At 44.4% G+C, this 26,350-nt stretch carries 26 protein-coding genes, 1 tRNA gene and 1 pseudogene; 17 read left to right on the top strand and 11 right to left on the bottom strand.

The window, feature by feature from the left end:
* From LC586_RS27940 to LC586_RS27925, 4 genes are all read left to right on the top strand, one after another.
* Window positions 1-269 (top strand): hypothetical protein (locus LC586_RS27940; RefSeq protein WP_229488471.1); only part of this gene is annotated, 269 nt, incomplete at its 5' end.
* Window positions 270-416: 147 nt separating this feature from the next.
* Entirely contained in the window at window positions 417-731 is a 315-nt protein-coding gene (locus LC586_RS27935) for a hypothetical protein (RefSeq protein WP_229488470.1), read from the top strand.
* Window positions 724-948 carry an eL43 family ribosomal protein gene (locus LC586_RS27930; protein ID WP_229488469.1) on the top strand — a complete coding sequence of 75 codons (225 nt, stop codon included), beginning with the start codon at window positions 724-726 and terminating at the stop codon, window positions 946-948. Before LC586_RS27935 ends, LC586_RS27930 begins: the two co-directional genes overlap by 8 nt.
* Window positions 948-2,090: a site-specific integrase gene (locus tag LC586_RS27925; protein WP_229488468.1), complete on the top strand. Its 1,143-nt coding sequence runs from the start codon at window positions 948-950 to the stop codon at window positions 2,088-2,090. Before LC586_RS27930 ends, LC586_RS27925 begins: the two co-directional genes overlap by 1 nt.
* Window positions 2,091-2,189: 99 nt before the next feature.
* On the opposite strand, the gene LC586_RS27920 is transcribed toward LC586_RS27925, so the two are convergent.
* From LC586_RS27920 to LC586_RS27905, 4 genes are all read right to left on the bottom strand, one after another.
* A tRNA-Phe gene (locus LC586_RS27920) sits at window positions 2,190-2,262 on the bottom strand.
* Window positions 2,263-2,337: 75 nt separating this feature from the next.
* Window positions 2,338-3,219 carry a metal ABC transporter permease gene (locus LC586_RS27915; RefSeq protein ID WP_229488467.1) on the bottom strand — a complete coding sequence of 294 codons (882 nt, stop codon included), beginning with the start codon at window positions 3,217-3,219 and terminating at the stop codon, window positions 2,338-2,340.
* 47 nt (window positions 3,220-3,266) lie between these two features.
* On the bottom strand, window positions 3,267-4,043 hold the full coding sequence (locus LC586_RS27910; protein ID WP_229488466.1) for a metal ABC transporter ATP-binding protein: 777 nt from the start codon (window positions 4,041-4,043) through the stop codon (window positions 3,267-3,269).
* Window positions 4,044-4,222: 179 nt separating this feature from the next.
* Complete coding sequence (locus tag LC586_RS27905) at window positions 4,223-5,170, bottom strand: metal ABC transporter substrate-binding protein (RefSeq protein ID WP_229488474.1); 948 nt, start codon at window positions 5,168-5,170, stop codon at window positions 4,223-4,225.
* 406 nt (window positions 5,171-5,576) lie between these two features.
* On the opposite strand from LC586_RS27905, the gene LC586_RS27900 reads away from it, so the two are divergent.
* Window positions 5,577-7,193: an iron uptake porin gene (locus LC586_RS27900; protein ID WP_229488465.1), complete on the top strand. Its 1,617-nt coding sequence runs from the start codon at window positions 5,577-5,579 to the stop codon at window positions 7,191-7,193.
* A gap of 267 nt (window positions 7,194-7,460) precedes the next feature.
* Here the strand turns inward: LC586_RS27900 and LC586_RS27895 are convergent, their stop codons facing one another.
* Both LC586_RS27895 and LC586_RS27890 read right to left on the bottom strand, forming a co-directional pair.
* Window positions 7,461-8,564, bottom strand: a complete 1,104-nt coding sequence (locus tag LC586_RS27895; protein WP_229488464.1) for a DUF6745 domain-containing protein — start codon at window positions 8,562-8,564, stop codon at window positions 7,461-7,463.
* A complete protein-coding gene (locus tag LC586_RS27890) occupies window positions 8,551-8,844 on the bottom strand; it encodes a DUF8820 family protein (protein ID WP_193866988.1) in 294 nt (97 codons plus the stop codon). The genes LC586_RS27895 and LC586_RS27890 overlap by 14 nt, the downstream gene beginning before the upstream one ends.
* A gap of 84 nt (window positions 8,845-8,928) precedes the next feature.
* Here LC586_RS27890 and LC586_RS40850 point away from each other — a divergent pair, with 84 nt between their 5' ends.
* The 7 genes from LC586_RS40850 to LC586_RS27860 all read left to right on the top strand — a co-directional run bounded on the left by LC586_RS40850 (window position 8,929) and on the right by LC586_RS27860 (window position 17,381).
* Window positions 8,929-9,051 carry a hypothetical protein gene (locus tag LC586_RS40850; protein ID WP_267921734.1) on the top strand — a complete coding sequence of 41 codons (123 nt, stop codon included), beginning with the start codon at window positions 8,929-8,931 and terminating at the stop codon, window positions 9,049-9,051.
* Window positions 9,052-9,308: 257 nt separating this feature from the next.
* On the top strand, window positions 9,309-11,960 hold the full coding sequence (topA, locus tag LC586_RS27885) for a type I DNA topoisomerase (protein WP_229488463.1): 2,652 nt from the start codon (window positions 9,309-9,311) through the stop codon (window positions 11,958-11,960).
* A 257-nt stretch (window positions 11,961-12,217) separates the two neighbouring features.
* Entirely contained in the window at window positions 12,218-12,358 is a 141-nt protein-coding gene (locus LC586_RS27880; RefSeq protein WP_167407621.1) for a hypothetical protein, read from the top strand.
* 7 nt (window positions 12,359-12,365) lie between these two features.
* Window positions 12,366-12,860 (top strand): type II 3-dehydroquinate dehydratase, encoded by a 495-nt coding sequence (gene aroQ / locus LC586_RS27875; protein WP_229488462.1) that lies wholly within the window; start codon window positions 12,366-12,368, stop codon window positions 12,858-12,860.
* A 157-nt stretch (window positions 12,861-13,017) separates the two neighbouring features.
* Window positions 13,018-13,959 (top strand): ADP-ribosylglycohydrolase family protein, encoded by a 942-nt coding sequence (locus LC586_RS27870; RefSeq protein WP_229488461.1) that lies wholly within the window; start codon window positions 13,018-13,020, stop codon window positions 13,957-13,959.
* A gap of 199 nt (window positions 13,960-14,158) precedes the next feature.
* A complete protein-coding gene (locus tag LC586_RS27865) occupies window positions 14,159-16,831 on the top strand; it encodes an HD family phosphohydrolase (RefSeq protein ID WP_229488460.1) in 2,673 nt (890 codons plus the stop codon).
* A 358-nt stretch (window positions 16,832-17,189) separates the two neighbouring features.
* The gene (locus LC586_RS27860; protein ID WP_229488459.1) at window positions 17,190-17,381 is read left to right on the top strand and encodes a hypothetical protein; all 192 of its coding nucleotides are present in this window, start codon (window positions 17,190-17,192) and stop codon (window positions 17,379-17,381) included.
* A gap of 132 nt (window positions 17,382-17,513) precedes the next feature.
* Here LC586_RS27860 and LC586_RS27855 read toward each other — a convergent pair whose 3' ends face one another.
* The 4 genes from LC586_RS27855 to LC586_RS27840 all read right to left on the bottom strand — a co-directional run bounded on the left by LC586_RS27855 (window position 17,514) and on the right by LC586_RS27840 (window position 22,538).
* Entirely contained in the window at window positions 17,514-20,531 is a 3,018-nt protein-coding gene (locus tag LC586_RS27855; protein ID WP_306423292.1) for a hypothetical protein, read from the bottom strand.
* A gap of 534 nt (window positions 20,532-21,065) precedes the next feature.
* Window positions 21,066-21,521 (bottom strand): DUF2442 domain-containing protein, encoded by a 456-nt coding sequence (locus tag LC586_RS27850; RefSeq protein WP_229488458.1) that lies wholly within the window; start codon window positions 21,519-21,521, stop codon window positions 21,066-21,068.
* Entirely contained in the window at window positions 21,514-21,759 is a 246-nt protein-coding gene (locus LC586_RS27845) for a DUF4160 domain-containing protein (RefSeq protein ID WP_229488457.1), read from the bottom strand. Before LC586_RS27845 ends, LC586_RS27850 begins: the two co-directional genes overlap by 8 nt.
* Before the next feature lie 122 nt (window positions 21,760-21,881).
* Entirely contained in the window at window positions 21,882-22,538 is a 657-nt protein-coding gene (locus LC586_RS27840) for a TetR/AcrR family transcriptional regulator (protein ID WP_229488456.1), read from the bottom strand.
* A 317-nt stretch (window positions 22,539-22,855) separates the two neighbouring features.
* Here LC586_RS27840 and LC586_RS27835 point away from each other — a divergent pair.
* The 5 genes and pseudogenes from LC586_RS27835 to LC586_RS27820 all read left to right on the top strand — a co-directional run.
* Window positions 22,856-22,975, top strand: a pseudogene (locus LC586_RS27835) (Rieske (2Fe-2S) protein); the annotation flags it as partial.
* Window positions 22,976-23,110: 135 nt separating this feature from the next.
* On the top strand, window positions 23,111-23,233 hold the full coding sequence (locus tag LC586_RS40845) for a hypothetical protein (RefSeq protein WP_267921733.1): 123 nt from the start codon (window positions 23,111-23,113) through the stop codon (window positions 23,231-23,233).
* 8 nt (window positions 23,234-23,241) lie between these two features.
* Window positions 23,242-24,057 (top strand): cytochrome P450, encoded by an 816-nt coding sequence (locus tag LC586_RS27830; protein ID WP_229488455.1) that lies wholly within the window; start codon window positions 23,242-23,244, stop codon window positions 24,055-24,057.
* 134 nt (window positions 24,058-24,191) lie between these two features.
* Window positions 24,192-24,758, top strand: coding sequence for a Uma2 family endonuclease (locus LC586_RS27825; RefSeq protein WP_229488473.1), 567 nt, complete (start codon window positions 24,192-24,194; stop codon window positions 24,756-24,758).
* A 118-nt stretch (window positions 24,759-24,876) separates the two neighbouring features.
* A complete protein-coding gene (locus tag LC586_RS27820) occupies window positions 24,877-25,050 on the top strand; it encodes a hypothetical protein (RefSeq protein WP_229488454.1) in 174 nt (57 codons plus the stop codon).
* On the opposite strand, the gene LC586_RS27815 is transcribed toward LC586_RS27820, so the two are convergent.
* Complete coding sequence (locus LC586_RS27815; protein WP_229488453.1) at window positions 25,037-26,272, bottom strand: DUF445 domain-containing protein; 1,236 nt, start codon at window positions 26,270-26,272, stop codon at window positions 25,037-25,039. The genes LC586_RS27820 and LC586_RS27815 overlap by 14 nt on opposite strands.
* Window positions 26,273-26,350 lie beyond the last annotated feature (78 nt).

Below are 26,350 nucleotides of genomic sequence, written 5' to 3'. Positions count from 1 at the left end.
GGTTAAATGCCCTCATATTCCTGGCACTGCGGGAACAGACCACGGTGGCACACCAGCACAAAGAATTGGGTTTTAGCGACATTCCCGAACAAGTCCTCGCCTGGTGCGATTGCATGAACGAAGACGATCTAACACACCTGGCGGCAGAGATCGCAAATGGCTTATGGGATGAAAATATTGCGGCTACGCTAGTGATAAAAACTAGTGAAACTCTTGCTGCACAACCGATTGACGACCAAAAGCAACCCACATTATTGAGCGACTATTAACGCACTATGACCGATCAACCTGGAAATTACTACTCAGCCAGGGCGTTGATTGAGGAATGGATGCAAGGGGCAAATTGAAAGTGCGATCGCGTAAAGGAGGAACGCGATCGCGATTAAATCATCTACCCGGATAAAATTAACTCTCCAATGGAATCAGAACCAATTTGGGAAAAAGAAGTGGATCGCTTTACCCTTCAGGAATACGAGCCAAAACCATACTCACTCGGTTGTGTTGTTATCTACAACGGGCTTGTTTATGCTGGAGATCCTGAAGACGGCGACATAGATGAAATGCAATTTTCATTTAGAGATTGGGGGATGGAGCGAGAAGAAATCACGGCAGAACAATGCTTTATGGTTTGCCAGTCCCTACTGTGGAGTAATGCCAATGTTAGTATTTCAACTTTTGCTGACTGTTTGGCCTATGCTTTACCAGATTTTGAACAGGAAGAAGATGACTAACAAAACGTGCCCAAGATGCGATTGTACGCGACTACAATACCAAGAAAATTATGGTTACTGGGAGTGCCTTGACTGCGGTCATATCTGGGCATTGGATGCTAACGATCCAGATTATGACGAAATGGAACTTTGTTCCAAGTGCCACGGTAAAGGGGTACTTGCCTATGGCGGCGTAAATTACTCCTGTACCCTGTGCGGCGGGAGTGGCTTGATTTAATGGATACCCAGCTTACCAAAATCAACGAGCGGCTAAAAATTGCTCAAATCGGGGTAAGCATTGAGCAAATCAACAATCGCCTTTATCTTCGCGCCACCCTACCACCAAAACCAACCTCCAGCAAAACTAAACCCTACCAGCAACGCATCGCCTTGGGAATCTATGCCAGCCGCGAAGGATTCAAGCGGGCCGAAGCTGAAGCTCGGCTTTTGGGCGGGTTAATTGCCTGCAAAAATTTCCAATGGAGTTCTTATTTGAAAACGCCCGCCGGAGAATCATCTGAGGTTGAAACCATCGAAAGCCTGATCCAAAGATTTGAAAAATTTTACTTTGACACCAGAGATCGCAATCACCAAAGCGAGACGACCTGGACGATTGACTACTGGCGAATATTTCAAAAATTGCCCCAAAACGAAATCTTGAATCCTCAAAATATCTTAAAAGCGGTAACGGCGACCTTTCCCGACACCAAGACCCGCAAGCGCACTTGTATGGCACTTTCGGCGCTAGCTCGGTTCGCCCAAGTAGAAATCAACCTCAAACCCTACAAAGGTAAATACTCTCCGCGACTAGTGACGCCGCGAGATTTACCAACAGACACAACCATTGCTCAGGTTTTTTACGAGATTGAATCAGAAGCTTGGCGCTGGGTGTATGGGATGCTGGCGACTTACGGCTTGCGTAACCACGAAGTTTTTCGGCTTGACCTGGGAGCGATCGCTAGCGGCAACTACATCATCAGCGTCAGCGACAACTCTAAAACGGGGGGAAGGCAAGTTTGGCCTTGCTATCCAGAATGGTTTGAGGAATTTGACCTGCAAAACGTGGTTTTACCAAAAGTTGACTTAAATCAGTCAAATCGTGCCATTGGTCACGTGGTAACAGTTTGGTTTCACCGCCACGAGATTTTTGCCCCCTACAATTTGCGCCACTGCTGGGCAATACGTACTTTGGTGTTTGGGCTTGATATAACGCTAGCCGCCCAACAAATGGGGCATTCAGCAAAAGTTCACTCCGAACTTTACCACCACTGGATTAGCCAGCAGCATCACCAAAAAGCCTTTGATTTGATGGCGACCAAAAGAGACAGGCCCCAGGTTCCCCGGATTTTGGGACACACAAAAGCGGTAAAATCTTCGTGACTAAAACTTGACTGTTTCAATCCCTAATAGGGATTTTATATCCCTAGCAATCTGCCATGAAATTTAGTCAGAACCGCTTGCTGCTTGGTACTTTTGTGATGCCAGGAACCGGACTTGAACCGGTGACACGAGGATTTTCAGTCCTCTGCTCTACCAACTGAGCTATCCCGGCTGGGGCTTTTGTGAGCCACGATTAATAAATGTAGCAAACATCCAATAAAATAGCAAGCCTTTTGAGAAAAAAGATTTATGCGGCTTTCAAATTCAACTTAAAGCAGATGAAAACGGCTACAAATAGCAGAAATTGAACAAGAACAATACTTGGGCCAGAAGCAAAGTTAAAAATACCTGACACAATGATGCCAGCAATGCTACTAATGGAACCAACTATCACCGACATGATTAGAAAGCGGCTAAAGTGATGACTCATCAGTTTGGCGGTGGAGGCGGGAATAACTAAAAAGGCGTTCACCAGTAAAACGCCGACAGCTTTAATTGCTACAGCAACGGCGAGTGAAAGCAAGACCACAAACACGTAGCGGTACAACTGGACGGGAATACCTTGAACTTGCGCTACATCGGGGTTAAGGGTCAATAAAATTTGCTGGCGCAGGGTTGATAGTAAAAATATGCTGCCTCCCACAAGTACTAGCAGCGTCAAAATCAAATCTGTGGTATCGATCGCTAGAATATCGCCGAACAGCACAGCCATCAAGTTGCCACGATATCCTTTAATTAGGCTAGTGAGAATCACACCGATCGCTAATGCCCCAGATAGCACTATGCTAAGGACGCTATCACTACCTAAGTTGGTTTTGTCGATAAAGTAGAGGACAATAACCCCAAAAACCAAGGTAAAAGGTAACAGCATCCAAGTCGGATTTATTTGTAGCAGCACCCCTAACGCCACACCTACTAATGCTGCATGACCAACCGCGTGGCTGAAAAAGGACAACTGGCGCAAGGTGACAAAACTACCCAACATCCCGCCAAGTATTCCCATTAACACAGCACCTACGATCGCACGCTGCATAAAAGGGAATGTTAACAAGCCTACCAAGTCATTGCTACTGGCGATCGCTAGCCAAGCTATCTGGCAATCATTGCAGAAATCTATAATTACTAGCATCTTTCATTCTTTAATTACGAATTACGAATTACGAATTACGAATTATTTTAATGTTGGTGCTGGTAGCGACTGAAACCTGGGCCGTAGGTTGCTAAAAGGTTTTGCGGTGAAAGGGCAATTTCCGGCTTACCAGTACAAACAATGCTTTGGTTCAGGCAAAGCACGCGATCGCAATGGCGATTTACCATATCAATATCATGAGAAACTTGCAATACCGTCCAACCCTCCTCCCGTTTTAATTCGTTTAGCAAAGCATAAAAATCTGCTGAACCTTGCACATCAACACCAGCAAAGGCTTCATCTAGTACCAAGAGTTTGCGACGCATTACCAAACAATAAGCCAATAAAACCCGCTTGAGTTGACCACCGCTAAGAGTACCAATAGCTTGATACTGTAAATGATAAGCATCCGTTCGCCGTAAAGCTTCTTCTACTGCTGCCGATTTTTCGTGGTCTTGTCTCCACAGCCGAGAGAAAAATAAATCCCCTTTTTTCGCTTCTTTCTCCCATCCAAGTCCTACTAATTCGCTGACAGAAATGGGAAAGCTACGGTCAAAAATGAAGTTTTGCGGCATATAGCCTAACAGGTGACGTAAACGCCCCAGCCTTGCAATTGGACGACCTAAAATTTCAATCATGCCAGCACTTCGAGGTATCAAATCTAAAACCGCTTTTACCAGAGTACTTTTACCAGCACCATTGGGGCCGACGATGGCTGTATCTGTTCCTGGCAATAATTCAAAGGAAACATCTCGAACAGCTAGATAGCTGCCTTGATAGACAGTTAATCCTTCTACTTTTAAAATAGCAATGTCTTTATTCATTATTTAAAAAATGATGGTAGATAAATCAGGATTTATGATTTTTAATTCCTAACTCCTAACTCCTAACTCCTAACTCCTAACTCCTAACTCCTAACTCCTAACTCCTAACTCCTAACTCCTAACTCCTAACTCCTAACTCCTAACTCCTAACTCCTAACTCCTAACTCCTAACTCCTAACTCATCTACATGCCGTTTGCAGAGTTTGCAAGTTAGCTTTCATAGCCTTGAAATAATGCTGTGGATCTGTTTCGCCAGTTTCCAGAGAATCCAGAGGACGCAAAGTTAACTTTAAGTCTTTGGAGAGGCTGGATAGAAGTTTGTTATCTACTCCTGGTTCACTAAATAAAGCTTTAACTTTGTACTTTTTCACTGCATTGACTGCATTTTGCACATCCGTTGGTGAAAGTTGATCTTCGGGAATTTGTACCACAGCAACTTGCTTGAGGTTATAGCGTTGAGCTAAATATGGAAATGCATCATGAAAGGTAATAAAGGTACAACTAGGAGTTTTCTGCAAAGTCTGCTGAAATTCGCTATTTAAACTTTCTAATTCTTTAATATAAGTCGCAGCATTCGCCTCATAAGTTGCTTTGTTCGCTGGGTCAGCAGCAATTAATCCATCCCGAATATTAGTTACCTGCTGTTTTGCCAAAACTGGATCTAACCAAACGTGAGGATTACCTTGGACGTGTTCATGGTCGTGGTCTTCTTCCTCTTGGGCCGTTTTTACAACGGGTGAAATTTCATTTAAGGGTTTAATACCTTTACTAGCATCAATTTCGGCTAATTTGCTATTTTGGGCATTTTTGACAGTATTTTCCAGAAATTCCTCCAAACCTAAACCATTTTTTATTAACACATTTGCAGTAGCGATCGCTTTGACATTTTGTGGTGTCGCTTGGTATTCATGCACCTCCGTACCAGGTGGTACTAGAATTTCTACATCTGCCACATTTCCAGCTACTGCCTTAGTAAACAAATATATCGGCAAAAATGTTGTCACTACTTTAGTTTTTCCCGACTGCACCGACGGGGTAGAGGCAGCTTCCTGTGCTTGCGGCGACTGTGCCGAAGTTGTTCCCTGATTCGGATTCGATTGGCTACAGCCAGCAGTCATTGACAACATCAGCAAAGCAATTATAGGCAAGATGCCCCTTCTTTGCCTGCCTGTTCTAATTTCTCTGCAATTCACAATCACGATATTTTCTCCTCAAAACGGATGCTGACTCTGCCTCTGTCACAATTCCTATTGACAGTAAGACGTATTCTAAATTTTATATTATAATAGTTCTCATTCTCATTTTAGGTACATAATATCATTCTGGACTTCCTGTCTAATGAGTAACAACAAAACTTTTTCAGACGGTACAGCCCTCTGAAATTTAGTTTTCCCTGAATAATTAGGATTTATTGACTTTTTTTGTTAAAAAGTTTGCTTCCTTCTGATAAAATTGCTGAGAAATATTCTCATAAAATACACGTTTAAAAAAACGTGGTTTGGGTGTGAATTGGAGATCAGTGTGAGGAGAAAAATGCAAAAATTCTGGAAATATCTGCTAGTTAGTCCAGCAGTCTGCGGTGTCATGCTATTTGTTAATACTGCTACATTTGCAGGTGAAACATCGGGTAAGTCTGAAATCAATCAACCGCAAGTTTTAGCTAATCCAGATATAAAAGCTCAAAACATCGCGCCAGATCAGATAATGGGGCAAGTTACTTCCGTGTCTCAATTTTCCGACGTACAACCCACCGACTGGGCATTTCAAGCATTGCAGTCCTTGGTTGAGCGCTATGGCTGTATTGCAGGATACCCAAATAGCACTTATCGCGGTAATCGGGCATTAACGCGATATGAGTTTGCGGCTGGTTTGAATGCTTGCCTTGATCGGGTTAACGAACTTATTGCTACAGCCACTGGCGACTTACTTAACAAACAAGATTTAGCCACATTACAAAAGCTGCAAGAAGATTTTTCAGCCGAACTAGCGACACTCCGAGGTCGTGTAGATGCAGTCGAAGCACGCACTGCTGAATTAGAGGCGAATCAGTTCTCAACCACAACTAAACTGCAAGGACAAGTTGTCGCAGTCGTTAGTGATGTTTTGTCAGGAAATACAGTCAACAGTGAGGAAATTACAGACGAGAATACAACTTTAGGGGTACGGGCGCGGATAGAACTTGTGACCAGCTTCACAGGACAAGATACGCTGTTTACCAGAATCCAGGCTAATAATATTCTCAGCCCTGACATTCGTACACCAGAGGGCAATTTATTCTTTGCTGGTGACGGTACCACCAATGCTTCTATAGATGCACTCTTCTACAGATTTCCGTTGGGCGAAAGAACAGAGGTTATCGCTATTGCCAACGCAGGTGCAGCAGACGACCTTACCACTACTGTTAATATCTTTGACGGTGATGGTGCTTTTGGTGCTTTGTCCACCTTTGGTACACGCAACCCAATTTATTATCAGATAGGCGGCGCGGGGCTTGGAGTAACGCACGAGTTCGGTGACAAATTGGCACTAAGTCTAGGGTATTTGAGTGGTACAGCTAATGACCCAACGCCCAATAATGGTTTGTTCAATGGTTCTTATGGTGCGCTAGCACAGCTGACAGTTAAACCAAGCGATCGCATTACTATCGGTTTAACTTACATCAATTCCTATAATCAACCACTACTCACAGGTAGCAATGCAGCAAATCTCGCACCCTTGGATTTAGATGCCGATGGTACATTAGATTCCCGATTTTCCAGTAATTCTTACGGTGTCCAAGCATCTATTGGCATCACTGATAACATAGTCTTGGGTGGTTGGGCTGGATACACCAACAGCCGCACATTAAATGGGAACCGTGGAGAGGTTGACATTTGGAACTATGCCGTCACTCTCGGCTTCCCTGACCTCGGTAAAGAAGGAAACTTGGCTGGTATCATCGCTGGTGTAGAACCTAGATTAACAAGTTCTAACATCGCAGGATTGGATAGCGATCCTGATACATCCTATCATCTTGAGGCGTTCTACCAATATAAGCTGAGTGACAATATCACCATTACCCCAGGAGTCATCTGGTTAACATCCCCAGATCATAACAATGACAACGATGATGTTGTGATTGGCGCACTGAGAACTACATTCAGTTTCTAATTTTCAAAATATTCAAAAAAGACGCAAATTTATCTTTTGCGTCTTTTGTTTTGTGTGTAATCTCAAAAATAAAACCCAGTAAAATGCTGGCTTTGATAAACTGAGGTTTCAATACTGCTCGGTTAAGAAGATTTGTAGGTTGGGTTGTAGCAAGATCCCCGCAGGGGTACGGAGTGAAACCCAACAAAGCTGTGAAAATGTTAGGTTTCGTTCCTCAACCCAACCTACATTGGAGTTATTTTTTAAGCTTAACCGAACAGTATTGACTCAGGTTTGCACAGCAAATTCTTCTGGTTCTATTCCCCAATTTACCCAGCGAATTGCTTCAGGCGCTGATTTCATCTCAGGTGGAACTCGCAAGACGTGAATAAACCCTGTACTGGGGCAAGTCATTTTTAATAAGTAAATTGGTTCTTCATCTACATCATTATCTATTGTTAGTAGAGTATATTCTTGCCAAAAATCTAATTCGATAGCTTGTAATTCTTGGCAAATTCGGGCGTAACCAATACCCTGAATTAACACTCGTCGTAGTTCGGCGTTTTCCTCCGATAAAAGCCACTGAGATTGCCATTGCTGCGGGTGGATTTTACCGTATTTTTCAGGCAAAGTTACGCCGTGGTAGGAGTAGATGCTGTATCCATCAGTAAATTCAATGGCGGGTTCGCCTTCAGCGTGGAGGCGATTTTCATTGTCGAAGCGCAGGTGAAGGGGGCGATCGCAGATAATGCAAATGTCATCATACGCAAATAACCAACCACATTCTTGAATTAAGGATTGAAATACTCTCCATTCCTGTTGACGATGAACAATGTTCAAAACAGAGCTACAGAAATCAAAACCACTCATCAAATTACTGTAATTTTCTGGTTGAAAATAGTCATGAAGTTGAATTTCAATCCACCACGAAAAATTATCTGCTTGTTCGTTTATTTGAGTGCTAAATTTTTCAATTAAATCGTTGAATATTTTATGATTTAAAGGATTATCTCTTCCATTATAAAGATAAAAAAAGTTGCGTAATTGCCTACGCACTTGGGTTCCAAACTGTTGATTGAGTATACTCGAAAGTTCTTGAAAAAAATGAGCCGAAAATAAGCTGCCTAAACTATTAGGTTCATTGAGGTAACTGTCTATAAATTGAGGTGACAGTCGTTTTAGCATCCAGTTGCAGGCTGCATAAGGACTATCCTGAAAAAAGATTTCAGGCTCTTCATAGTCAAAGTCAATTGCAATATAGGCAGCTTTTACCGCTTTTGCCGCTTTTTCAGGATCAATTCGCTCGGTTGAAAGCGCGATCGCTCTCCACTTCTCTCGATAAACTGGAATCAAAGCCTCTTGCTCAGGCGTTAACTTTTCAATCAGCGACATAACGCCAACCTTCAGGCTCGTATTCCCTCTGAATTTTCACCATCCAGTCACCTTGGGGAATAGAAATAGCTTTATGCTCCTCATGGGCAAGCAATGCCGACTCTGAAAACACACGCAAATAGAGTGTGCTATCTTTTTCGTATAATTCTGCGTTTCCCTCAGTAATGCGATGCTTATGCCCTGTAACTTCGCCTTCTGCCAAAGTTAAGTGAGGTATTTTTTGTCCTTCAATTTGCTGCACAGGCAGTAAAATTACATCACCTTGACGAATCGGTTTCATAGTTTTGCTTTCCTGACATGGGTACAAACCCCACTTCGCTTTTGCTCTCAAGTTTGGTTTAATTTTGGCACAAGCTCTTAGAAATTGGGGATTGGGGATTGGGCATTGGGCATTGGTCAATTAATAAATAGTTATTCTTTCCTTTCTTCCCCTACTTCCTCATCTCCCATGCCCCATGCCCCATGCCCCATGCCCCACGCCCAATGATATTTTGAAAACTGTAGTCGCCAATTATGCGTTAGATAAGTTAAAGATTGAAATAGCTGGAAATTCACACCCAGCGTTTCCCTCCCCTAACCTCTGGGATAGACTGGGCAATAAGTTCAGCGAATTTTCTCCCAAGCAGGCAGTTTATGTGAGGATTAAATCACCGCCCTAAGCGTGACCTTTTATCTTGACAATTTGTAAAAATTACCTCAATTTGACTGTTTAGCTTAGTAGCTCTTCTTTTTATTGAAATTTCCATGTCAACTCTCGTCATCGTCGAATCTCCAGCCAAAGCTCGTACCATTCGCAACTACCTGCCATCAAGCTATCGGGTGGAGGCGTCTATGGGTCATGTGCGTGACCTCCCCCAGTCGGCTAGTGAAATTCCCGCTGCCGTCAAAGGGGAATCATGGGCGCAGCTAGGGGTAAATGTGGACGCCGACTTTGAACCGGTATATGTTGTCCCGAAAGACAAAAAGAAAATTGTCACCCAGCTTAAAGAAGCCCTCAAAGATGTAGATGAACTGATTCTGGCAACGGACGAAGACCGGGAAGGCGAAAGCATTAGTTGGCATTTATACCAATTGCTGAAGCCGAAAGTTCCGACTAAACGGATGGTGTTTCACGAAATAACCGAAGAGGCGATCAAAAAAGCTCTGAAAAACTGCCGCAATATCGATGAGCAGTTGGTTCGTGCCCAAGAAACGCGGCGGATTTTAGATCGACTGGTGGGCTATACCCTGTCTCCACTGCTATGGAAAAAAATCGCCTGGGGATTATCTGCTGGGCGAGTGCAATCTGTAGCCGTGCGGCTTTTAGTCACTAGGGAACGCCAACGCCGCGCTTTCCATGAGGGTACGTACTGGGATTTGAAAGCTAGTTTCTCAAAGGAAAAACCCCCCTTTGCTGCCCAGTTGGTAACATTGGCAGGAACCAAAATAGCTAACGGCAGCGATTTTGATGCAACAAGCGGACAAATTACCGCAGGTCGCAATGTCTTGTTGCTCAACGAAGACCAAGCGGTAGCCCTCAAGGAACGCCTAACTGGGAAAACCTGGAGTGTTACTGACATCGAGGAACGCCCAGTGACGCGCAAACCGTCGCCACCGTTTACCACCTCGACGTTGCAACAAGAATCTAACCGGAAGCTGCGCCTCTCAGCCCGTGACACAATGCGGGTTGCCCAGAATTTGTACGAGCAGGGGTATATTACCTATATGCGGACAGATTCGGTACATTTGTCAGATCAAGCGATCGCAGCTGCTCGGAGTTGTGTAGAAAAGCTCTACGGTCAACAATACCTCAGTCCCCAACCTCGGCAATACACCACCAAATCCAAAGGCGCACAAGAGGCGCACGAAGCAATTCGTCCAGCAGGTAGCAGTTTTCGCACGCCCCAAGAAACTGGTTTGGGCGGTCGGGAACTTGCCGTTTACGATTTGATTTGGAAGCGGACTGTTGCCTGTCAAATGGCTGATTCCCGCCAAACTCAAATTACCGTGCAATTGCAAGTTGAGGATGCTGGATTCCGTTCTTCTGGCAAACGGATTGAATTTCCAGGATACTTACGTGCCTACGTTGAAGGTTCAGACGACCCAGAAGCAGCACTGGAAGACCAAGAAGTGATTTTGCCGAATCTGAAAGTGGGAGATCATCCGAATTGTACAGAGCTAGAAGCTGTTGGACACGAAACCCAACCGCCAGCTAGATACACCGAAGCTTCTTTAGTGAAAACCTTAGAAAGCGAAGGTATCGGTCGTCCCAGTACCTATGCCAGCATTATTGGCACCATCATCGATAAGGGTTATGCCCATTTGGTGAGTAACGCTCTTATTCCTACCTTCACCGCTTTCGCCGTCACTGACTTGCTGGAAAAACATTTCCCGGACATCGTTGATCCCAGCTTCACCTCGAAGATGGAGCAAACCCTTGATGACATTGCCACAGGTGAAGCGAAATGGCTACCCTACTTGCAGCAATTCTATCTGGGGGAAAAAGGGCTGGAAACCCTGGTAAAAGAACGAGAAAGTGAAATTGATGCCACCACAGCTAGGACTGTAGAACTGGAGAATCTAGATGCCAAAGTCCGCATTGGGAAATATGGCCCCTACATTGAAGTCGAAAATGGTGACGGAGTTATCACCGCTTCAATTCCCAAAGACTTGACCCCAGCCGACCTCGACCCCAAACAGGTAGAAGTATTGCTGCGACAAAAAATCACAGGGCCTGACCAGGTAGGTCGGCATCCCGAAACTGGCGAACCGATTTATGTGAAAATTGGTGCTTATGGGCCTTATGTCCAATTGGGTGACAAAACCGACGAAAACCCCAAACCGAAACAAGCCTCCCTACTCAAAGGTGTCACCCCAGAAACCGTTACCCTGGAAATGGCTGTTGGTCTGTTGGCGCTACCCCGGACATTAGGAGTTCATCCAGGCACTGGCGGCAAAATCCAAGCAAGTTTGGGGCGCTTTGGCCCTTATGTGGTTCATGACCAAGGTAAGGAGGGGAAAGACTACCGTTCCCTGAAAGTTGCGGATAATGTATTGACAATTAGCTTAGAACGTGCATTGGAATTATTGTCTGAACCCAAAAAAGGACGCAGTTCCACCAACAGCAAGTCCAAGGCAGCCTTACGCGAATTGGGTACACATCCAGATGATGGAGAAACAATTAACATCTACGATGGCCCTTATGGCCCTTACATCAAGCATGGCAAAACTAATGTGAGTATCCCAGAAGGTCAAACGGTAGAAAATATAACCCTAGCTGAGGCGCTGAACTTGTTGTCAGCTAAAGCATCGACAGCAAAATCGACTCGGAAAACGAGTAAATCAACGAGTTCCAAATCTAAGTCAACTGCTAAGTCATCAACGACGGCTACGAAAAAAAAGGGGACAGAAGGTTAATTGCAAGTTAAGAGTCCAAAGTCCGATCCTTAACTCTTGACCCTTGATATCCATCCTTGATAGGATGCAGTTCAGTAGGTGCAAGTGTGATACTCTAAAAAGTAAGGGAAAACACAACGCCAAATTTTAGAAGTGGCTTATGTCCCAAATACGGGATTGTGTATCAGCCCGGTTGGAAGCCAGAGGTGCGAAAATATGCCAATTTCTGCGTACCTGTTAATCAAAAATTGAGGTAGTATCTCAGGAGTCGTCAGTTCATGGACTATATAGAAAAGGTGCTGGAAAAGGTTAAGGAATTAGCACGGAGGCTAATTGAGAGCCTGTTAGGGCCAGAGGCAGAACCGGAACCGGAACTGATTCCGATTCCTGTAAACGATCGCTCGCGTCGTCGCCACTAATCTCAAAGTGCTGAACTCGACGTTGCAACCCTTAAGCATTCTGGCACTGCATGGGCCAAACTTAAATTTGCTAGGACAACGAGAACCAGGAATTTATGGTGCGTTGACACTAGCTGAAATTAACCGCCTGTTAGAAGAAGAGGGATTCAAGTTACAGGCGAAAGTTTTTTCTGTGCAGTCAAATCATGAAGGAATTTTGGTAGATACTATTCATGGCGCATTAGGACAACATCATGGGATTTTGATTAATGCAGGGGCATATACCCACACAAGTGTGGCATTGCGAGATGCGATCGCGGCTGTTAACTTGCCCACAGTCGAAGTACATCTGAGTAATATTTACCGTCGAGAAGATTTTCGCCATCATTCGTACATCGCCCCAGTAGCGATCGGGCAAATAAGTGGTTTTGGCGGACAAAGTTACTTGTTGGGCTTACAAGCTTTGGTGAATCATTTGAGAGAGACGCGATTAATCGCGTCTGTACAAGAGAGACGCGATTAATCGCGTCTGTACAAGAGAGACGCGATTAATCGCGTCTGTACAAGAGAGATGCGATTAATCGCGTCTGTTAGGAGTTAGGAATTGGTAGTTGGTAGTAAAGTTAGGAATTAGCAATATTTCATTAACTCCTCACTCCTCACTTTTAACTACATAATTTATGCGTTATTCTCCTATAAGTCGGTTTAGAGGTACTTTACTCGGTGCATTCCTGGGGGAAAGTTTAGCCACTGGTGATATACAGTCTCAGAGTTACCTAGATTTCGGCAGAATGGCGGTTCTAGGTACTGAGAGTTTGATTGCGTTGGGTAGATTAGATTTAGATGATTGGATAGCGCGTCAGCAACAAGAATCTCTTCATTTAGCAGCAACTGATGACATATCGATAAAAATAATTCTTGCGACACTACCAGTAGCACTTTTTTTTCACGAAAATCCGATTAAGCTCCGACAAAACTTGCTGCATGTCCTAAAAATCTGGGAGGATGACCCAATAGTAAGGGATGGAACACTAGCAGTAGGATATGCGATCGCTCAAGCCTTAACAGAAAAACTCAACCCCCGAACCCTCATCCCACAAACAATTTCTTTTCTCACAGAAACACCGACATCAATACCAAAAAAATTATTAACAGTTCAGAATTTATTAGAGCAAGGGGCGGGATTGTCAAGGGCGCAAGCTGAGTTTGCTAGGGAAGAACAACTCAGTAACACTATTGCTATGGCATTTTACTGCTTTTTGAGTACCTTGGAAGACTTTCGGCTAGCAGTTTTGCGGGCTACTCACAATGGCAATTCCAAAGTGCAAGATTCTACGCCTCTAACCTCACAGGCTACAGGTGCAATTACTGGTGCTTTATCAGGAGCATATAACGGTATAGGCGGAATTCCCGTAAATTGGCGAGTCTTGCTCTTGCAAAGGAATTCTCCAACATGGGGACTAACTAGCTTTTCCCAAATGTTAAAATTGATCGATGCATTTGTGGCGGTGTGGTCAGGAGTGTATGATCTTACCTTAAATCCAAGGGAGTTAACAGAGGAGGGATGTGAGGTGGCTTTGCTTTCAGTTTACGCAGCTCCTCGCGTTATTCGGTCGCGTTAACAATAATTCGTAATTCGTAATGACGCTCGTTCCGACGCTCGATGACTCGCTAACGCTGCGCTATCGCTTTGCGCGTCGCTAACGTAATTCGTAATTTGTAATTAGCGCCCGCCACCGTAGTTGCAACTGGCGCAAATCAAACTTCCCTGATGATTGTCTTATTTTGAGCCATCAAAGTCAGCAATTACAGGCAGAAATAATGAAAATAAAGCAATTTTTGCAGTTCTTAACCCAGCAATTGACTAACTGGCGGCGACAGTACAAAGGACTACGCCGTAAGGGAAAGTTAATGAGAAGCCCCAAAAGCAAAACCCATAGAAGGGAACTTCTACGGACTATTGTTAAGAATGTAATTTTATTTTTATCTAAAACCAACGATAAAAGCGAGCGCCGAAAACAAGAAAGAGCGCTCCAGTCAAAAACAAAATCGGTCAAAACTAAGAGTACTATTTATGCAGTCGCTTTAGATTGGGTACATGAACAGCGTTCCTTGGTAATTTTAGCGATCGCTTTAGTGTCCCTCACGGGCGTTATTGGGCATAGATTATACAACCAAACTCAACTCCAAGTAGGAAATCCCGCGCCCCAAACGATTACAGCGCCTTACACAGCTAGCATCGAAGATCAGAAAAAAACAGAATCACAGCGCCAAGCCGTTAGTCAAACATCCTTACAAATGTTGATGATTGATGCGCGAATGAACCAACAAATCAACGAAAATTTGCAACAACTTCTAGATAATGGCAACGAAATTCGCGCCGTTGCTGGAGCTTTTCCTTTTTTTGATCCTATAGTTTTGTCCATCTCTACCCAGCGTTACCTCCGCTCTTGTCCTGACTCGGAATGGCAAGCACTGCTAGTAGCTGTAGAAAATACTAAAAATCAGCAGAGGAAAGGAACAGAACGAACCGCCGCCTCATCCGCACCCAATCAGACACCAACGCCACAGAAGACAAAGCCTGTTGATTTTTCTCAAAACACTGACTTTACTCAAGCAGTAGCAGAACTAGAATCTTACCGCGTCACACCTTCTGAGAAAAACTTGTCTTTAGTGATTGCCCAAATTTCCCAAGCACGCCAAAGATACACCCAAGCCACTGCCAAACTTTTACAGTTAGAGAGTGTTACCCCAGAAGTAGTATACGAGGAATCCCTACTTTTGGATTTGTCAGATGAGGAGTGGGAAACAACACAAATGGGAATCCATCAGAGTGCAGAGCGGATTCTAACCCAAGGCATCCCACAAGGACTGCCAAAAAATATCTTACAGGATGCGGTGAGTTTACAATTGCAGTCCTTTGTACCAAAATCCGCCGAATTTTTGGCAAAGAACCTGTTGTTAGCTGTACTCAAGCCGAATCTGCAAAAAGATGAAGAAAAAACCAGAGAAAACGCTCAAAAGGCTGCTGCTGGGGTGCCACCAGTGATGGTGAAGGTACGGCATGGCCAGGTGATTGTCAGAAAAGGAGCGCAGATTACTGCATGGAACTTTAAGGTGCTGGAGCATTATCACCTGGTTCGCCGAGAGGTAAAATGGCGGGAGTTGGTGAAGTTAGCAGGTGTTATTGCGATCGCCATTGGCATTTTTGTCTGGGTAGAACGGCATGTCGATTACGAATTGCGACAACGCGATCGCTTATTGGTGTTATTGCTGACTTTGAGTGTGCCAGGGTTGGTAACGATGGGATTGCCTTATACCACCTGGAGTGCCCTTGGTTTATTGTTGGGAAGCTTCTACGGCCCCATTTTGGGGTTGACAGTTGTCGGATTGCTGTTGCCGATATTAGCTATTAGCTTGGATATAAGCAAGGCTGCGCTTTTAGCTGGTGTTGGGGGAGGAATATTAGGTAGTTACATAGCGCAACGATTGCGATCGCGTGAGGAATTGGCATTATTGGGTGTTGCGATCGCCTTAACTGAGGGCGGCATTTATCTGGTTGTTAAAATCTTAATTGGTCAAGCATTTGGTTCAACTTGGTATATCGTCCTCCGAGAAGCCGGATTGTTTGCTTTATCCGGTTTAGGCTGGAGTGTTGTCGCTTTAGGGTTGAGTCCTTATCTAGAAAAAGTTTTTGATTTAGTCACTCCCATCCGTTTAGCGGAGTTGGCGAACCCTAACCGCCCTTTATTAAAACGACTCGCTACTGAAACTCCTGGAACTTTTCAACATACGCTACTTGTAGCTACCCTTGCTGAAGCTGCTGCCAAACAACTAAAATGCAATGTTGAACTAGTCAGGGCTGGTACACTATATCACGATATTGGCAAAATGCACGACCCTCTTGGCTTTATTGAAAATCAAATGGGGGGGCCGAATAAACATGATACAGAGATTAAAGACCCTTGGAAGAGTGCAGAAATTATTAAAAAGCACGTAACTGAAGGGTTGGTGATGGCGCGTAAACACCTTTTACCTACGGCAATTCAAGCTTTTATTCCAGAGCATCAGGGAACGATGCTGATTGCCTATTTCTATCATCAAGCCCAGCAAATGGCTCAAGAAGATCCAAGTTTAACAGTAGACGACGCGGATTTTCGCTACGATGGCCCGATTCCCCAATCACGGGAAACAGGAATTGTCATGTTAGCAGATTCTTGCGAAGCGGCGCTGCGATCGCTTGAAGCGTCAAATTCGGGTAAGCGTGTGGGAGAGAAGCGATCGCTTAAAGATGTTTCGACTGAACAAGCTTTAACAATGCTAAATAATATTCTGCGTGCCAAATGGCAAGACAATCAACTGGTAGATTCAGGATTAACACGAGAAGAAATGTCAAAAATTGCCGAGATATTTGTGGATGTTTGGCAGCAATTTCATCACAAACGGATTGCTTATCCTAAGTTGAAGGCTAGTGGCGCTGTGCGGAATTCGTAATTAAGAAACTTAGGTTTAACTCCTGTCCGTGGGTTTAAGTCCCCCGGTTCAATAAAAATTTTGTTTTGTGTTGGGGTTAAATCCCAATACGGTTCAGTTAAGGATAATCGTAGGTTGGGTTGTAGCAAGATCCCCGTAGGGGTACGAAGTGAAACCCAACAAACCACCGAAAATGTTGGGTTTCGTTCCTCAACCCAACCTACGCAGTTTAAGGTTTTTGGCGCTAACCCAAGCGTATTGCCCCCAACCCCTCTCGAAGAGCGGGGAGGGGAGACAAAGCACAGCTTTGGCGGGGTGGGGTTCTTCGGGTTAATAAGTAATCAAGCGGACATGATATGACTATCAGGGTTTGTGTGAAATGGTATTAAACTTTAGTGTTCCAAGCTTGGAGTTTGATGTTCCGAACTCGAAGTTTAGTGTTCCAAGCTTGGAGTTTGATGTTCCGAACTCGAAGTTTGGTGTTCCAAGCTTGGAGTTTGATGTTCCGAACTCGAAGTTTGGTGTTTGGAACTCGGAGTTTGGTGTTTGGAACTCGAAGTTTGGTGTTTAGAACTCAAAGTTTGGTGTTTGAAACTCGAAGTTTGATGTTCCGAACTCGAAGTTTGGTGTTTAGAACTCAAAGTTTGATGTTCCGAACTCGAAGTTTGCTGTTTGGAACTCAAAGTTTGCTGTTCCAAGCGAACTACGCTTGGATAATAAAATCAGATGCCTTGAGAATTGGCGCACCAGTTAGAGTCACAAATAGACCACCGCTGCCGAAACCAGCCGTGCTGCCATTTTCGTTGTAGAACAACTGCCCACTCACAGGATCGTAGACAATTTTCGCGGTGCTAGTCCCCCCTGAAGAAGTGATTTCAAAATCACTCTCGTTACTAAAACCTATTCCCGCAACAGAAGTAATTGTATTAAAGGTAGCCTTATCCAGTACAATCTTGTCACTTTGTGTAGTGGCTGCAAAAAATACACCGTAGAACCCACTAATACTATCTAGACCAACATCAGTGCTGTTAAAAGCAGCACTGGTGTTGTAAAGGAAGGTGTCAACACCCTCACCACCTGTGAGTACGTCATTGCCAGCACCACCGATGAGGGTATCATTGCCAGCACCACCGATGAGGGTATCATTACCAGTTCCACCCCGCAGCAAATCATTGCCACTATTGCCGTGGATGATGTCATCACCTCCCTGACCATTAATCACATCGCCGGAGTCCTTAAAACCCGTAATGTTATTGTTAAGGTCATTGAGGAATGTAACGGTGTTCGGGTTAAATAACTCAGTTTGAGTGGAGTTGGCATCGAAGGCATCAAAACTGTCAACGATGCCCCTCTGGTTATCAAACAGGATATTGCCAATAGCTGGGCTGGTATCAGATGCTGGTAAATTATTCAAGTTTTCTAACAGGAAGTTTTCTAGAATGATTTTGGTATTACTTGTATCTTCAAAAGTGATTTCTAGATTGTTGCCATTTTGATTTAATTGCAGATTTTTAGCAGTCAATCCTAATCTAGTAAAATCCAAGGTATCAACTTCAGCAATTACTGCCGCTGATGGATTTGAAGTATCAACTTCAGCAATTACCGCCGCTGATGGATTTGAAGTATCAACTTCAGCAATTACCGCCTCTGATGGATTTGAAAAAATACCTACGCCGCCAAAGTCGGTTATGGTGTCGATGCCATCGCCTGTTGAGAAGATGAATTTGTCTCGACCACCATTACCAGTGAGCTTATCGTTACCAGCTTTGCCCTCGATGATGTTGTTGTTGAATGTGCCGATGAGGATATCTGCATCAGGCGTGCCCGCGATCAATTTCTCGACAAAACCGAAAGTGGTGGTTGCCACTGCACTGGTGTTACTCAAATCTTGCCCGTCATCGACGACAAACTCAATTGTGGTGTTAACAGTGGTAGCTGTACTGTTGTAGGTAACGCTGCTGAGGACTTGTCGATAATTGGCAATGGTATCCGTGCCGCTAAGAGTGAGAGTGCCTGTGGTGGGGTTGTAGGTAGCGGTGATGTTGCCGATGGCAGTGGCATTGAGACTTTCGGCTGCGCCATTCAAGAGATTGGTAATGGTGATGGTGGCACCAGCTAGGGTAGTGTCGTTGTCGTCCAGGGTGAAGTTGCTATCGATGATGGAGACGGGAGTGCCGCTAAAGGTGGTGCTAAAATCAATACCCTGTGAGTTGCCGTTGAGGTCGAGAACGGGGGCGCGGTTGCCAAACACCACGTAGCTTTGCCCTGAGATGTTGTCGTTGGGGTCGGCAAAGGGTGCCCCAATAATCAGGTCGTCAATACCGTCGCCGTTGATATCTCCGGCACTGCTAACATTGCCTGAACGGTCATCTTGATTGATGCCGTTGATGGCAAAGCCATTTGTGCCGTTGAGGGTGGAGAGGTTGAGTTGGGCACCAAAACCCTCCTTGCTGCCAAACACCACGTAGCTTTGCCCTGAATTGGTGCCGTTGGGGGAGGCACCATTTGTCCCGATAATCAGGTCATCAATGCCGTCGCCGTTGATGTCTCCCGCACTGCTGACAGAGCCGCCCAACAAGCCGTTACCTTTATTGATGCCGTTGATGACGAAGCCGTTAGTGCCGTTGAGGGTGGAGAGGTTGAATTGGGCAGCAAAACTTTCCTTGCTGCCAAACACCACGTAGGTTTGCCCTGAATTGTCGCCGTTGGGGTCGGCAAAGGGTGCCCCAATAATCAGGTCGTCAATACCGTCGCCGTTGATGTCTCCGGCACTGCTAACAGAGTAGCCTGAACGATCCTCTGGATTGATGCCGTTGATGGCAAAGCCATTTGTGCCGTTGAGGGTGGAGAGGTTGAATTGGACACCAAAACCCCCCTTGCTGCCAAACACCACGTAGCTTTGCCCTGAAAAGTCGTTGGCGTCGGCAAAGGGTGCCCCGATAATCAGGTCGTCAACACCGTCGCCGTTGATGTCTCCGGCACTGCTAACAGAGTTGCCTAAGGAGTTATCTTGATTGATGCCGTTGATGGCAAAGCCGTTAGTGCCGTTGAGGGTGGAGAGGTTGAATTGGGCAGCAGCAAAACTTTCGTTGCTGCCAAACACCACGTAGGTTTGCCCTGAAGAGCTGCCGTTGGGGGAGGCAAAGGGTGCCCCGATAATCACGTCGTCAATGCCGTCGCCGTTGATGTCTCCGGCACTGCTAACAGAGTTGCCTAAGGAGTCATATTGATTGATGCCGTTGATGGCAAAGCCGTTAGTGCCGTTGAGGGTGGAGAGGTTGAATTGGGCAGCAAAACTTTCGTTGCTGCCAAACACCACGTAGGTTTGCCCTGAGGTGATGCCGTTGGGGGAGGCACCCTCTGCCCCGATAATCAGGTCGTCTAGACCGTCGCCGTTGATGTCTCCGGCACTGCTAACAGAGTTGCCTGACAAGTCATTTGGATTGATGCCGTTGATGGCAAAGCCCGACGTGCCGTTGAGGGTGGAGAGGTAGAATTGGGCAGCAAAACTTTCGTTGCTGCCAAACACCACGTAGGTTTGCCCTGAGGAGCCGCCGTTGGGGTCGCCACCATCTGCCCCGATAATCAGGTCGTCTAGACCGTCGCCGTTGATGTCTCCGGCACTGCTAACATTGCCTGAACGGTCATCTGGATTGATGCCGTTGATGGCAAAGCCATTTGTGCCGTTGAGGTTAGATAAGTTGAAAACTGAATTTGCCATGAGTTCGTCCTTTTGTTTTGAGAACTAAAAATTTAAACAATTGAACTTAAAGTCAGAATGACTGTTGAGTGTTGACCTTTATAGGCAGTTCTTGCAGTCCGAGAAAGATTCTGGAATACAAGGTGTCAAAAGGGTCTCAGAGCAAGTAAATTTATTTATGCTCAAGGGAAAAATATTTATTTCGAGATGCGTTGCACGAGAAATAATTCGTCCACAGTCTAAGGCCCCTACTTTGAAGTATGGGGTTTCCCTCTGCTAAGAGCAAGAACTGCCCCCATGCCTCTTGTTGACAGTAAGCGGTCTACACGATAATGTATACTATCTTTTTGTGGAATTAATAAACAGGGGTCGCCACAGTGGTAAGTAGCTGGACAAAAATATTTCTTGAAGTTTAGTGTTCTCTTCTGGAAGTTTGGTGTTCCAAGCGGATTACACTGATGCGTAGGCGTAGCCCGCCGCAGCCATCGCTTGATAGTCGCTGGAGTAAATTAATTTAACTATTCGTAAGCGATCGCCAGATTTAGTTTTAGTAAGTCAAACTTCATCTTCATCAGTAGCCAGTACAATTTCTTTTCCGGGGTGATCGCCCTTTGTACCATTTAGTCGAGATGCCTCAGATTTTGCATTAGAAGTAGAATTTCCACCTTTTCTAGCAAGTTCAGCCATCCATTTTTTAGTTCCAAATATTCCATTCATCAAAGCAGGAATACTCAAATCTACATCTAGGGTTTTCCAGTGTAATCCTTCACCAGAAGGTGTTACCTCTACTTCTGCTAAGTCCTTGACTGAAGCACCTGCTAGCCCTTGTCCTATCTCTGAAGGGAACCCAAACATACATTTGTTGGACAAGAAAACTATAATCATTCCTAAATAAGCGTCATAAAAAGCACGAGTAGCCCGTGGTTCAAATGTAGCGATCGCATCTGAGTTTGCTCTAGCATTGGCTAGCTTTTCTTTTAATTCTTCTGTAGCCGCAATCTTCTTAACCATGATATTCTCGCCATTTTTTTAGTAGTTCCAATTGGTGATCTGCAACTAACTGTAAGGCTTTCACCGCATCTTTATCACTCATTGCTGGGGATACCCAAACCCACTCTGGAGGTAGGTTTTCATCTCCTATGTTGATTTTTGCTTCTTTGCCCCCCTTAAAAACATGGACATGAGCAGGAATATCATCGTTAAGGTAGATACGAACCTCAAAACCGCCTTTTCTTAAGATTGTTGGCATTTGATATCTTATTTTATCAGATATAACCTAAGCGCTTAGGTTTATCAATAGAGCGAGTAATTGCTATACTTTTGTCACTCTATAGCGCTTTCCTGGAAAAGAGTTTTCCCGATATTCAATCCCTAATTCCCAGTACGTCGCACCCCAGCCAAAATAAAATTAACTGCTGCTTGAGTATGCTGCTCAATCATTTCTGGACTCAGTAGTTGCAAATCTGGTCTAGTATGCTTGATGTTTTCGTAAGCGTTGAAGTATAAATTACAAACCCCAATAATATGAAGAGTGGTGAGAAATGGATCGATCTGACGGAAACAACCTTCTGCCATCCCCCGCTCTAAAATCTTGATGAGATAGCTAAAATTTTCTTGCCAATTCCCCTGTTTGAAATACTTTCCCTGATTTTGGTTTGCTTCTTGAAACCAAAGCATCCCCCGGTGCGGGTGAGCAGCTTCATAAGCGATCGCTTCTTTGACAAGCACCTTCAACGCCTCCTCTGGTGGGAATTGATCCAAATTTAGCTGTTGAAACCCTTCGTGCATCTCCACCGCCGGACGTTGCAAAACAGCTTCATATAGTCCTTCCTTGCTCTGGAAGTAGTAGTAAATCATCGCTGTGGTGACACCTGCACCTCTAGCGATCGCTTCTGTCCGCGCCCCTTGAAGTCCATTTCTGGCAAACTCCGCTTCCGCCGCATCGAGAATCTGCTTTTTCGTCGCTTCTGCATCGCGTACCTGACGCGGCTTTTTAGCTGAGAATTTTGACTGCGTTGAACGACCCACGTTGCTCCATCATCATAACGAAAATATATTAACTAAAAAATTGGTTAGTAGTTGACATAGAAGATGAAATTTATTAAATTAATACTCACTAACTAAAAAATTAGTTAGTTATTTGCATAATTCAGCAATGCAGTAGCCAAAATTAGCCGAGCAAATGCGCGGTTGTATTAGTTCGTCCATTGCAGACAAGACTTTATTATCCCGATTTTCATTCAAAAGAGTGATGTAGGACAGGCAACACCAAGTTTTAATATTGCGTGACGTTTTACTAACTCATCTAGGATTTTTCAATAAATTATCAATATTTTGGAGGAAAAATGGAACCAATTTTACCTGGTGCGCCTTGGTTAATCGCGCACAAATCTATATTAGGAGTGAATAAACCGAATAAAATCACATTAAACGGTCAAGATTATGTCATTTGGCAAAACCAAAAATTAGACTGCCAAATGAAGAGATTATGTTCTACGCAGAAAAACTCTACCGCGATTGGTAATTTGGATTTGCAAAACCTAACTACGCTTTACAATTAAGTAGATACTGTAGCTGATTACTGCTGGAGGTACTCAAATATGCGACAGCTAAAATCCGCCGAGGAAATGCCTGGTAGCTATGGCTTGCCCCTCGCCTGTTTTTGGGAAGTCAGAACAAGAGCGAAGTTGAGCAAACTAGTCAGTGGTTTACACAACTGCTAGAGAGCAGTATGGCAATATTCAAATTGAATGTCCCTTTTACTTTATATAGTCGCGGTCAAAATGCTAGGGGTAAGTTAGTGGCTTTCTTGCGTCAAGCGATTGCACAGCGTATCGAGCAAGGTAACTTAGAAGAATCAAAAGATGTTTTGGGATTGCTGCTAGCAGCTGTTGATGAAGACGGTAATAAATTGAGCGAAGCACAGATAATCAACGAGGCATTGCTACTGCTGTTTGCTGGACACGAGACGACAGCCTCCTTGCTCAGTTGGGTAATATTTGAATTAGGTAATCACCCAGAATGGCGATCGCTACTGCGCCAAGAACAATTAGCAGTTGTGGGAAATAATCCCCTTAACCTGTCCCATCTCAAACAACTTCCAGATTTAACCAACGTCTTAAAAGAAGTAGAACGGCTTTATCCGCCAGTGTATGCCTATACTCGTGGAGTCCTCAAAGATATTGAGTATGCAGGTTATCGCATCCCAGCAGGTTGGTTTGTGACTATCTCGCCGATGTTGACTCACCGTCTACCAGAACTGTATACCGATCCCGATCGCTTCGACCCCGATCGCTTTGCACCACCTCGTGAAGAAGATAAGAAACATACCTTAGCACTAGTGGGTTTTGGTCATGGTTCGCACCGATGTTTAGGTATGGAATTTGCCCAAATGGAAATGAAAATCGTGCTTTCTACACTGCTTCGCCATTATGACTGGACAGTAAAACCAGATTATTCTGCGATCGCTCCAATTCGTCAGCCTTCTAAAGTTAAAGATACTCTACAAGCATATATTGAGCCTTTAGGTAGCAACCTAAGTCTTTAAAGTGACATAAAGTTCGATTTGGTGTATTAACCGAAAATTAAGCATAACTGCTACAACTTTCAAGCAGTGTTATACCGTTCAGTTTCTAGGGAATCCTATATTTGAAACTCTATAACACTTGTCAGCCAAGAGGTATGAAAATTACAGGAACAATCAGGGGTATCAGTATCAGTCAAAATAATCGAGATTTGCGACTTGAGCGCACGGCACAGGGAGAATTGATTATCATGCCACCAACTGGATGGGGAACCGGAAATCGGAATAGTAAACTGACACAGCGCTTAAGTAATTGGGCTGACGCTGATGGCACAGGTTTAACTTTTGACTCCTCAACAGGTTTCAAACTCCCTAATGGTGCAAATCGCTCTCCTGATGCGTCTTGGGTGAGCCGGGAGCGATTAGAAACCCTGAATCCAGACCCCGACAGATTCCTGCCGAACGCTCCAGATTTTGCGGTAGAATTACGCTCTGCTTCAGACAGCTTAAAGACTGTGCAACAAAAAATGCAGGAGTATATTGACAACGGTGTGCGTTTAGGCTGGCTGATTGATCCGCAGAACCAACAGGTGGAAATTTATCGCCCAGGACAGAATGTCGAGGTTTTGCGTAGGCGTAGCCCGTCGGAGACATCGCCTACTAGCTTATCAGGAGAGAATGTATTGCCTGGATTTGTGCTGGATTTGACGCAGATTTTGAGTTAAGCGGCTCCTTCAAAATTCGTAATTCGTAATTCGTAATTCGTAATTCGTAATGACGGTTGCGGACTCGCTACTGCTGCGCTAACGTAATTCGTAATTATTACGCTGTGGATGAATCCGGGTGGCTCTGAATAAAAATGAGAGCGATGTCTACGACGGGCTACGCCTACGCTTCTTACTCGCACCTCTTCTCAAAAGGCGATCGCTCAATTTCACTCATTTCACAATCTGGGCAACTTGCAACTCTAATTTGAGAAAAATTTACAGTCAAAAATACAAAATTAATATTGACTAAATATTAAAAACACAGTCTGCAATAACCCGATGACAAAACCCAAAACACCACCTAAAGTTACAATCGCTTGCAATTCATTTTTCACAATTCCCTCGATTGCAGCTTCTAAATCAGCCGGTGAAGTTGATTTTACCCGATCAACTATCACTTGATCTATCGACAAAATCGGAATTACTTGCGCCACAATTACTTCTAAATCTTTTTCCAAATACTTATCTAATATTAAAGCCAACTCTTGACTCATGACTTCTAAAGAAGTATTGACAACAGGTGAAGTACTCAGACGATTTAGCAGCACTACAGCAATATTTTCCCAATCAACAGAATCAGTTAATCCTTGTAAAAAATCGCTGCCACTGTTTTGTAAGTAATGGCGGACACTTTCGCGGGTGGTCTTTCGGAGTTGGCGCACCGTCCCAATTGGCAAGTTTTGTAATGATAAATTTTGCAGTAATTTCCTAATGCGATCGCGGATTTGCAAATCTTTAGTCAATTCTTGCAAGCGAGTATTAGCAGCCTCTTTTTCATCCAAACAAAAAGTTCGTAGCCGTGTGAGAGTATTACGTAAGCCAAACAAATTTGCTACTACCCAATAAGTCCCACTGGTTTTTTCGCGGAAGCCTTCATCAATAATTTGAATTGTGCGATCGGTCAAAAAATCAACTATCGTCTGCCGCAACACATCTGGCGGTAAAACTACTTGCAACAACCAATCAGCAAGCCGCGTGGCTTGTTCTTCACTCAATTGAAATTCCAGCAATATCTGGTCAAAAATTTGATTGATCTGCGCTTCCAAAAAGTCTTCACGTCGCGCTAAAACCTTGAGTAACCGTGGCAAGGATTCCCCTATTAAATCCCGCAAAATGCCTGCCACAATTTTGGCACTTTTCTCGTTTTTATCTGTTTTAATTTGTTCAATAGCCAGCCGCAACAACCAGAGAATTGCTCCTTGTACGCGTTCTGTTTGCAACAAACGCCGCGCTAGATTTTGCAATTCTTGTGGTGTCAACAGTGACCCCATGATTGTCTTAGAAATGTTCAGAGCCAAACGTTCCTGGTTGCGGGGAATCAATCCAGGGGTGAAGGGTACTCTTCGTCCAGCAATGTAAATTGCTCGGTAAGGACGGAACAACATTTTGATGGCTATATCATTTGTGAAATAGCCAATAATTCCACCCAGTACCGGGGGAGACACATAAAGCCAAAGATGAGACCAGTCCAAGGGAAGAATTAAAAAAGTTAGGAGTTTAGAGCTTAGAGTTAGGAGACGCGATTAATCGCGTCTGTACAAACACGATTA

Origin of the sequence: Nostoc favosum CHAB5714, from assembly GCF_020829495.1 — a bacterium.
In the GTDB taxonomy this organism is placed as follows: Bacteria; Cyanobacteriota; Cyanobacteriia; order Cyanobacteriales; family Nostocaceae; genus Nostoc; species Nostoc favosum.
Note: the sequence above shows the minus strand (reverse complement) of the source record. Positions and strands in the feature narration are given on the sequence as shown.

What these genes read in the sequence shown, in the direction of transcription:
- LC586_RS27855 (WP_306423292.1), bottom strand. Translation starts at nt 20,531, where the DNA reads ATGGCAAATTCAGTTTTCAACTTATCTAACCTCAACGGCACAAATGGC.
- LC586_RS40845 (WP_267921733.1), top strand. Translation starts at nt 23,111, where the DNA reads ATGCGACAGCTAAAATCCGCCGAGGAAATGCCTGGTAGCTATGGCTTG.
- LC586_RS27935 (WP_229488470.1), top strand. Translation starts at nt 417, where the DNA reads ATGGAATCAGAACCAATTTGGGAAAAAGAAGTGGATCGCTTTACCCTT.
- LC586_RS27925 (WP_229488468.1), top strand. Translation starts at nt 948, where the DNA reads ATGGATACCCAGCTTACCAAAATCAACGAGCGGCTAAAAATTGCTCAA.
- LC586_RS27880 (WP_167407621.1), top strand. Translation starts at nt 12,218, where the DNA reads ATGGACTATATAGAAAAGGTGCTGGAAAAGGTTAAGGAATTAGCACGG.
- LC586_RS27845 (WP_229488457.1), bottom strand. Translation starts at nt 21,759, where the DNA reads ATGCCAACAATCTTAAGAAAAGGCGGTTTTGAGGTTCGTATCTACCTT.
- LC586_RS27895 (WP_229488464.1), bottom strand. Translation starts at nt 8,564, where the DNA reads ATGTCGCTGATTGAAAAGTTAACGCCTGAGCAAGAGGCTTTGATTCCA.
- LC586_RS27825 (WP_229488473.1), top strand. Translation starts at nt 24,192, where the DNA reads ATGAAAATTACAGGAACAATCAGGGGTATCAGTATCAGTCAAAATAAT.
- LC586_RS27910 (WP_229488466.1), bottom strand. Translation starts at nt 4,043, where the DNA reads ATGAATAAAGACATTGCTATTTTAAAAGTAGAAGGATTAACTGTCTAT.
- LC586_RS27905 (WP_229488474.1), bottom strand. Translation starts at nt 5,170, where the DNA reads ATGTTGTCAATGACTGCTGGCTGTAGCCAATCGAATCCGAATCAGGGA.
- LC586_RS27870 (WP_229488461.1), top strand. Translation starts at nt 13,018, where the DNA reads ATGCGTTATTCTCCTATAAGTCGGTTTAGAGGTACTTTACTCGGTGCA.
- LC586_RS27900 (WP_229488465.1), top strand. Translation starts at nt 5,577, where the DNA reads ATGCAAAAATTCTGGAAATATCTGCTAGTTAGTCCAGCAGTCTGCGGT.
- LC586_RS27830 (WP_229488455.1), top strand. Translation starts at nt 23,242, where the DNA reads ATGGCAATATTCAAATTGAATGTCCCTTTTACTTTATATAGTCGCGGT.
- LC586_RS27850 (WP_229488458.1), bottom strand. Translation starts at nt 21,521, where the DNA reads ATGGTTAAGAAGATTGCGGCTACAGAAGAATTAAAAGAAAAGCTAGCC.
- topA (WP_229488463.1), top strand. Translation starts at nt 9,309, where the DNA reads ATGTCAACTCTCGTCATCGTCGAATCTCCAGCCAAAGCTCGTACCATT.
- LC586_RS27860 (WP_229488459.1), top strand. Translation starts at nt 17,190, where the DNA reads ATGGTATTAAACTTTAGTGTTCCAAGCTTGGAGTTTGATGTTCCGAAC.
- LC586_RS27930 (WP_229488469.1), top strand. Translation starts at nt 724, where the DNA reads ATGACTAACAAAACGTGCCCAAGATGCGATTGTACGCGACTACAATAC.
- LC586_RS27890 (WP_193866988.1), bottom strand. Translation starts at nt 8,844, where the DNA reads ATGAAACCGATTCGTCAAGGTGATGTAATTTTACTGCCTGTGCAGCAA.
- LC586_RS27915 (WP_229488467.1), bottom strand. Translation starts at nt 3,219, where the DNA reads ATGCTAGTAATTATAGATTTCTGCAATGATTGCCAGATAGCTTGGCTA.
- LC586_RS27865 (WP_229488460.1), top strand. Translation starts at nt 14,159, where the DNA reads ATGAAAATAAAGCAATTTTTGCAGTTCTTAACCCAGCAATTGACTAAC.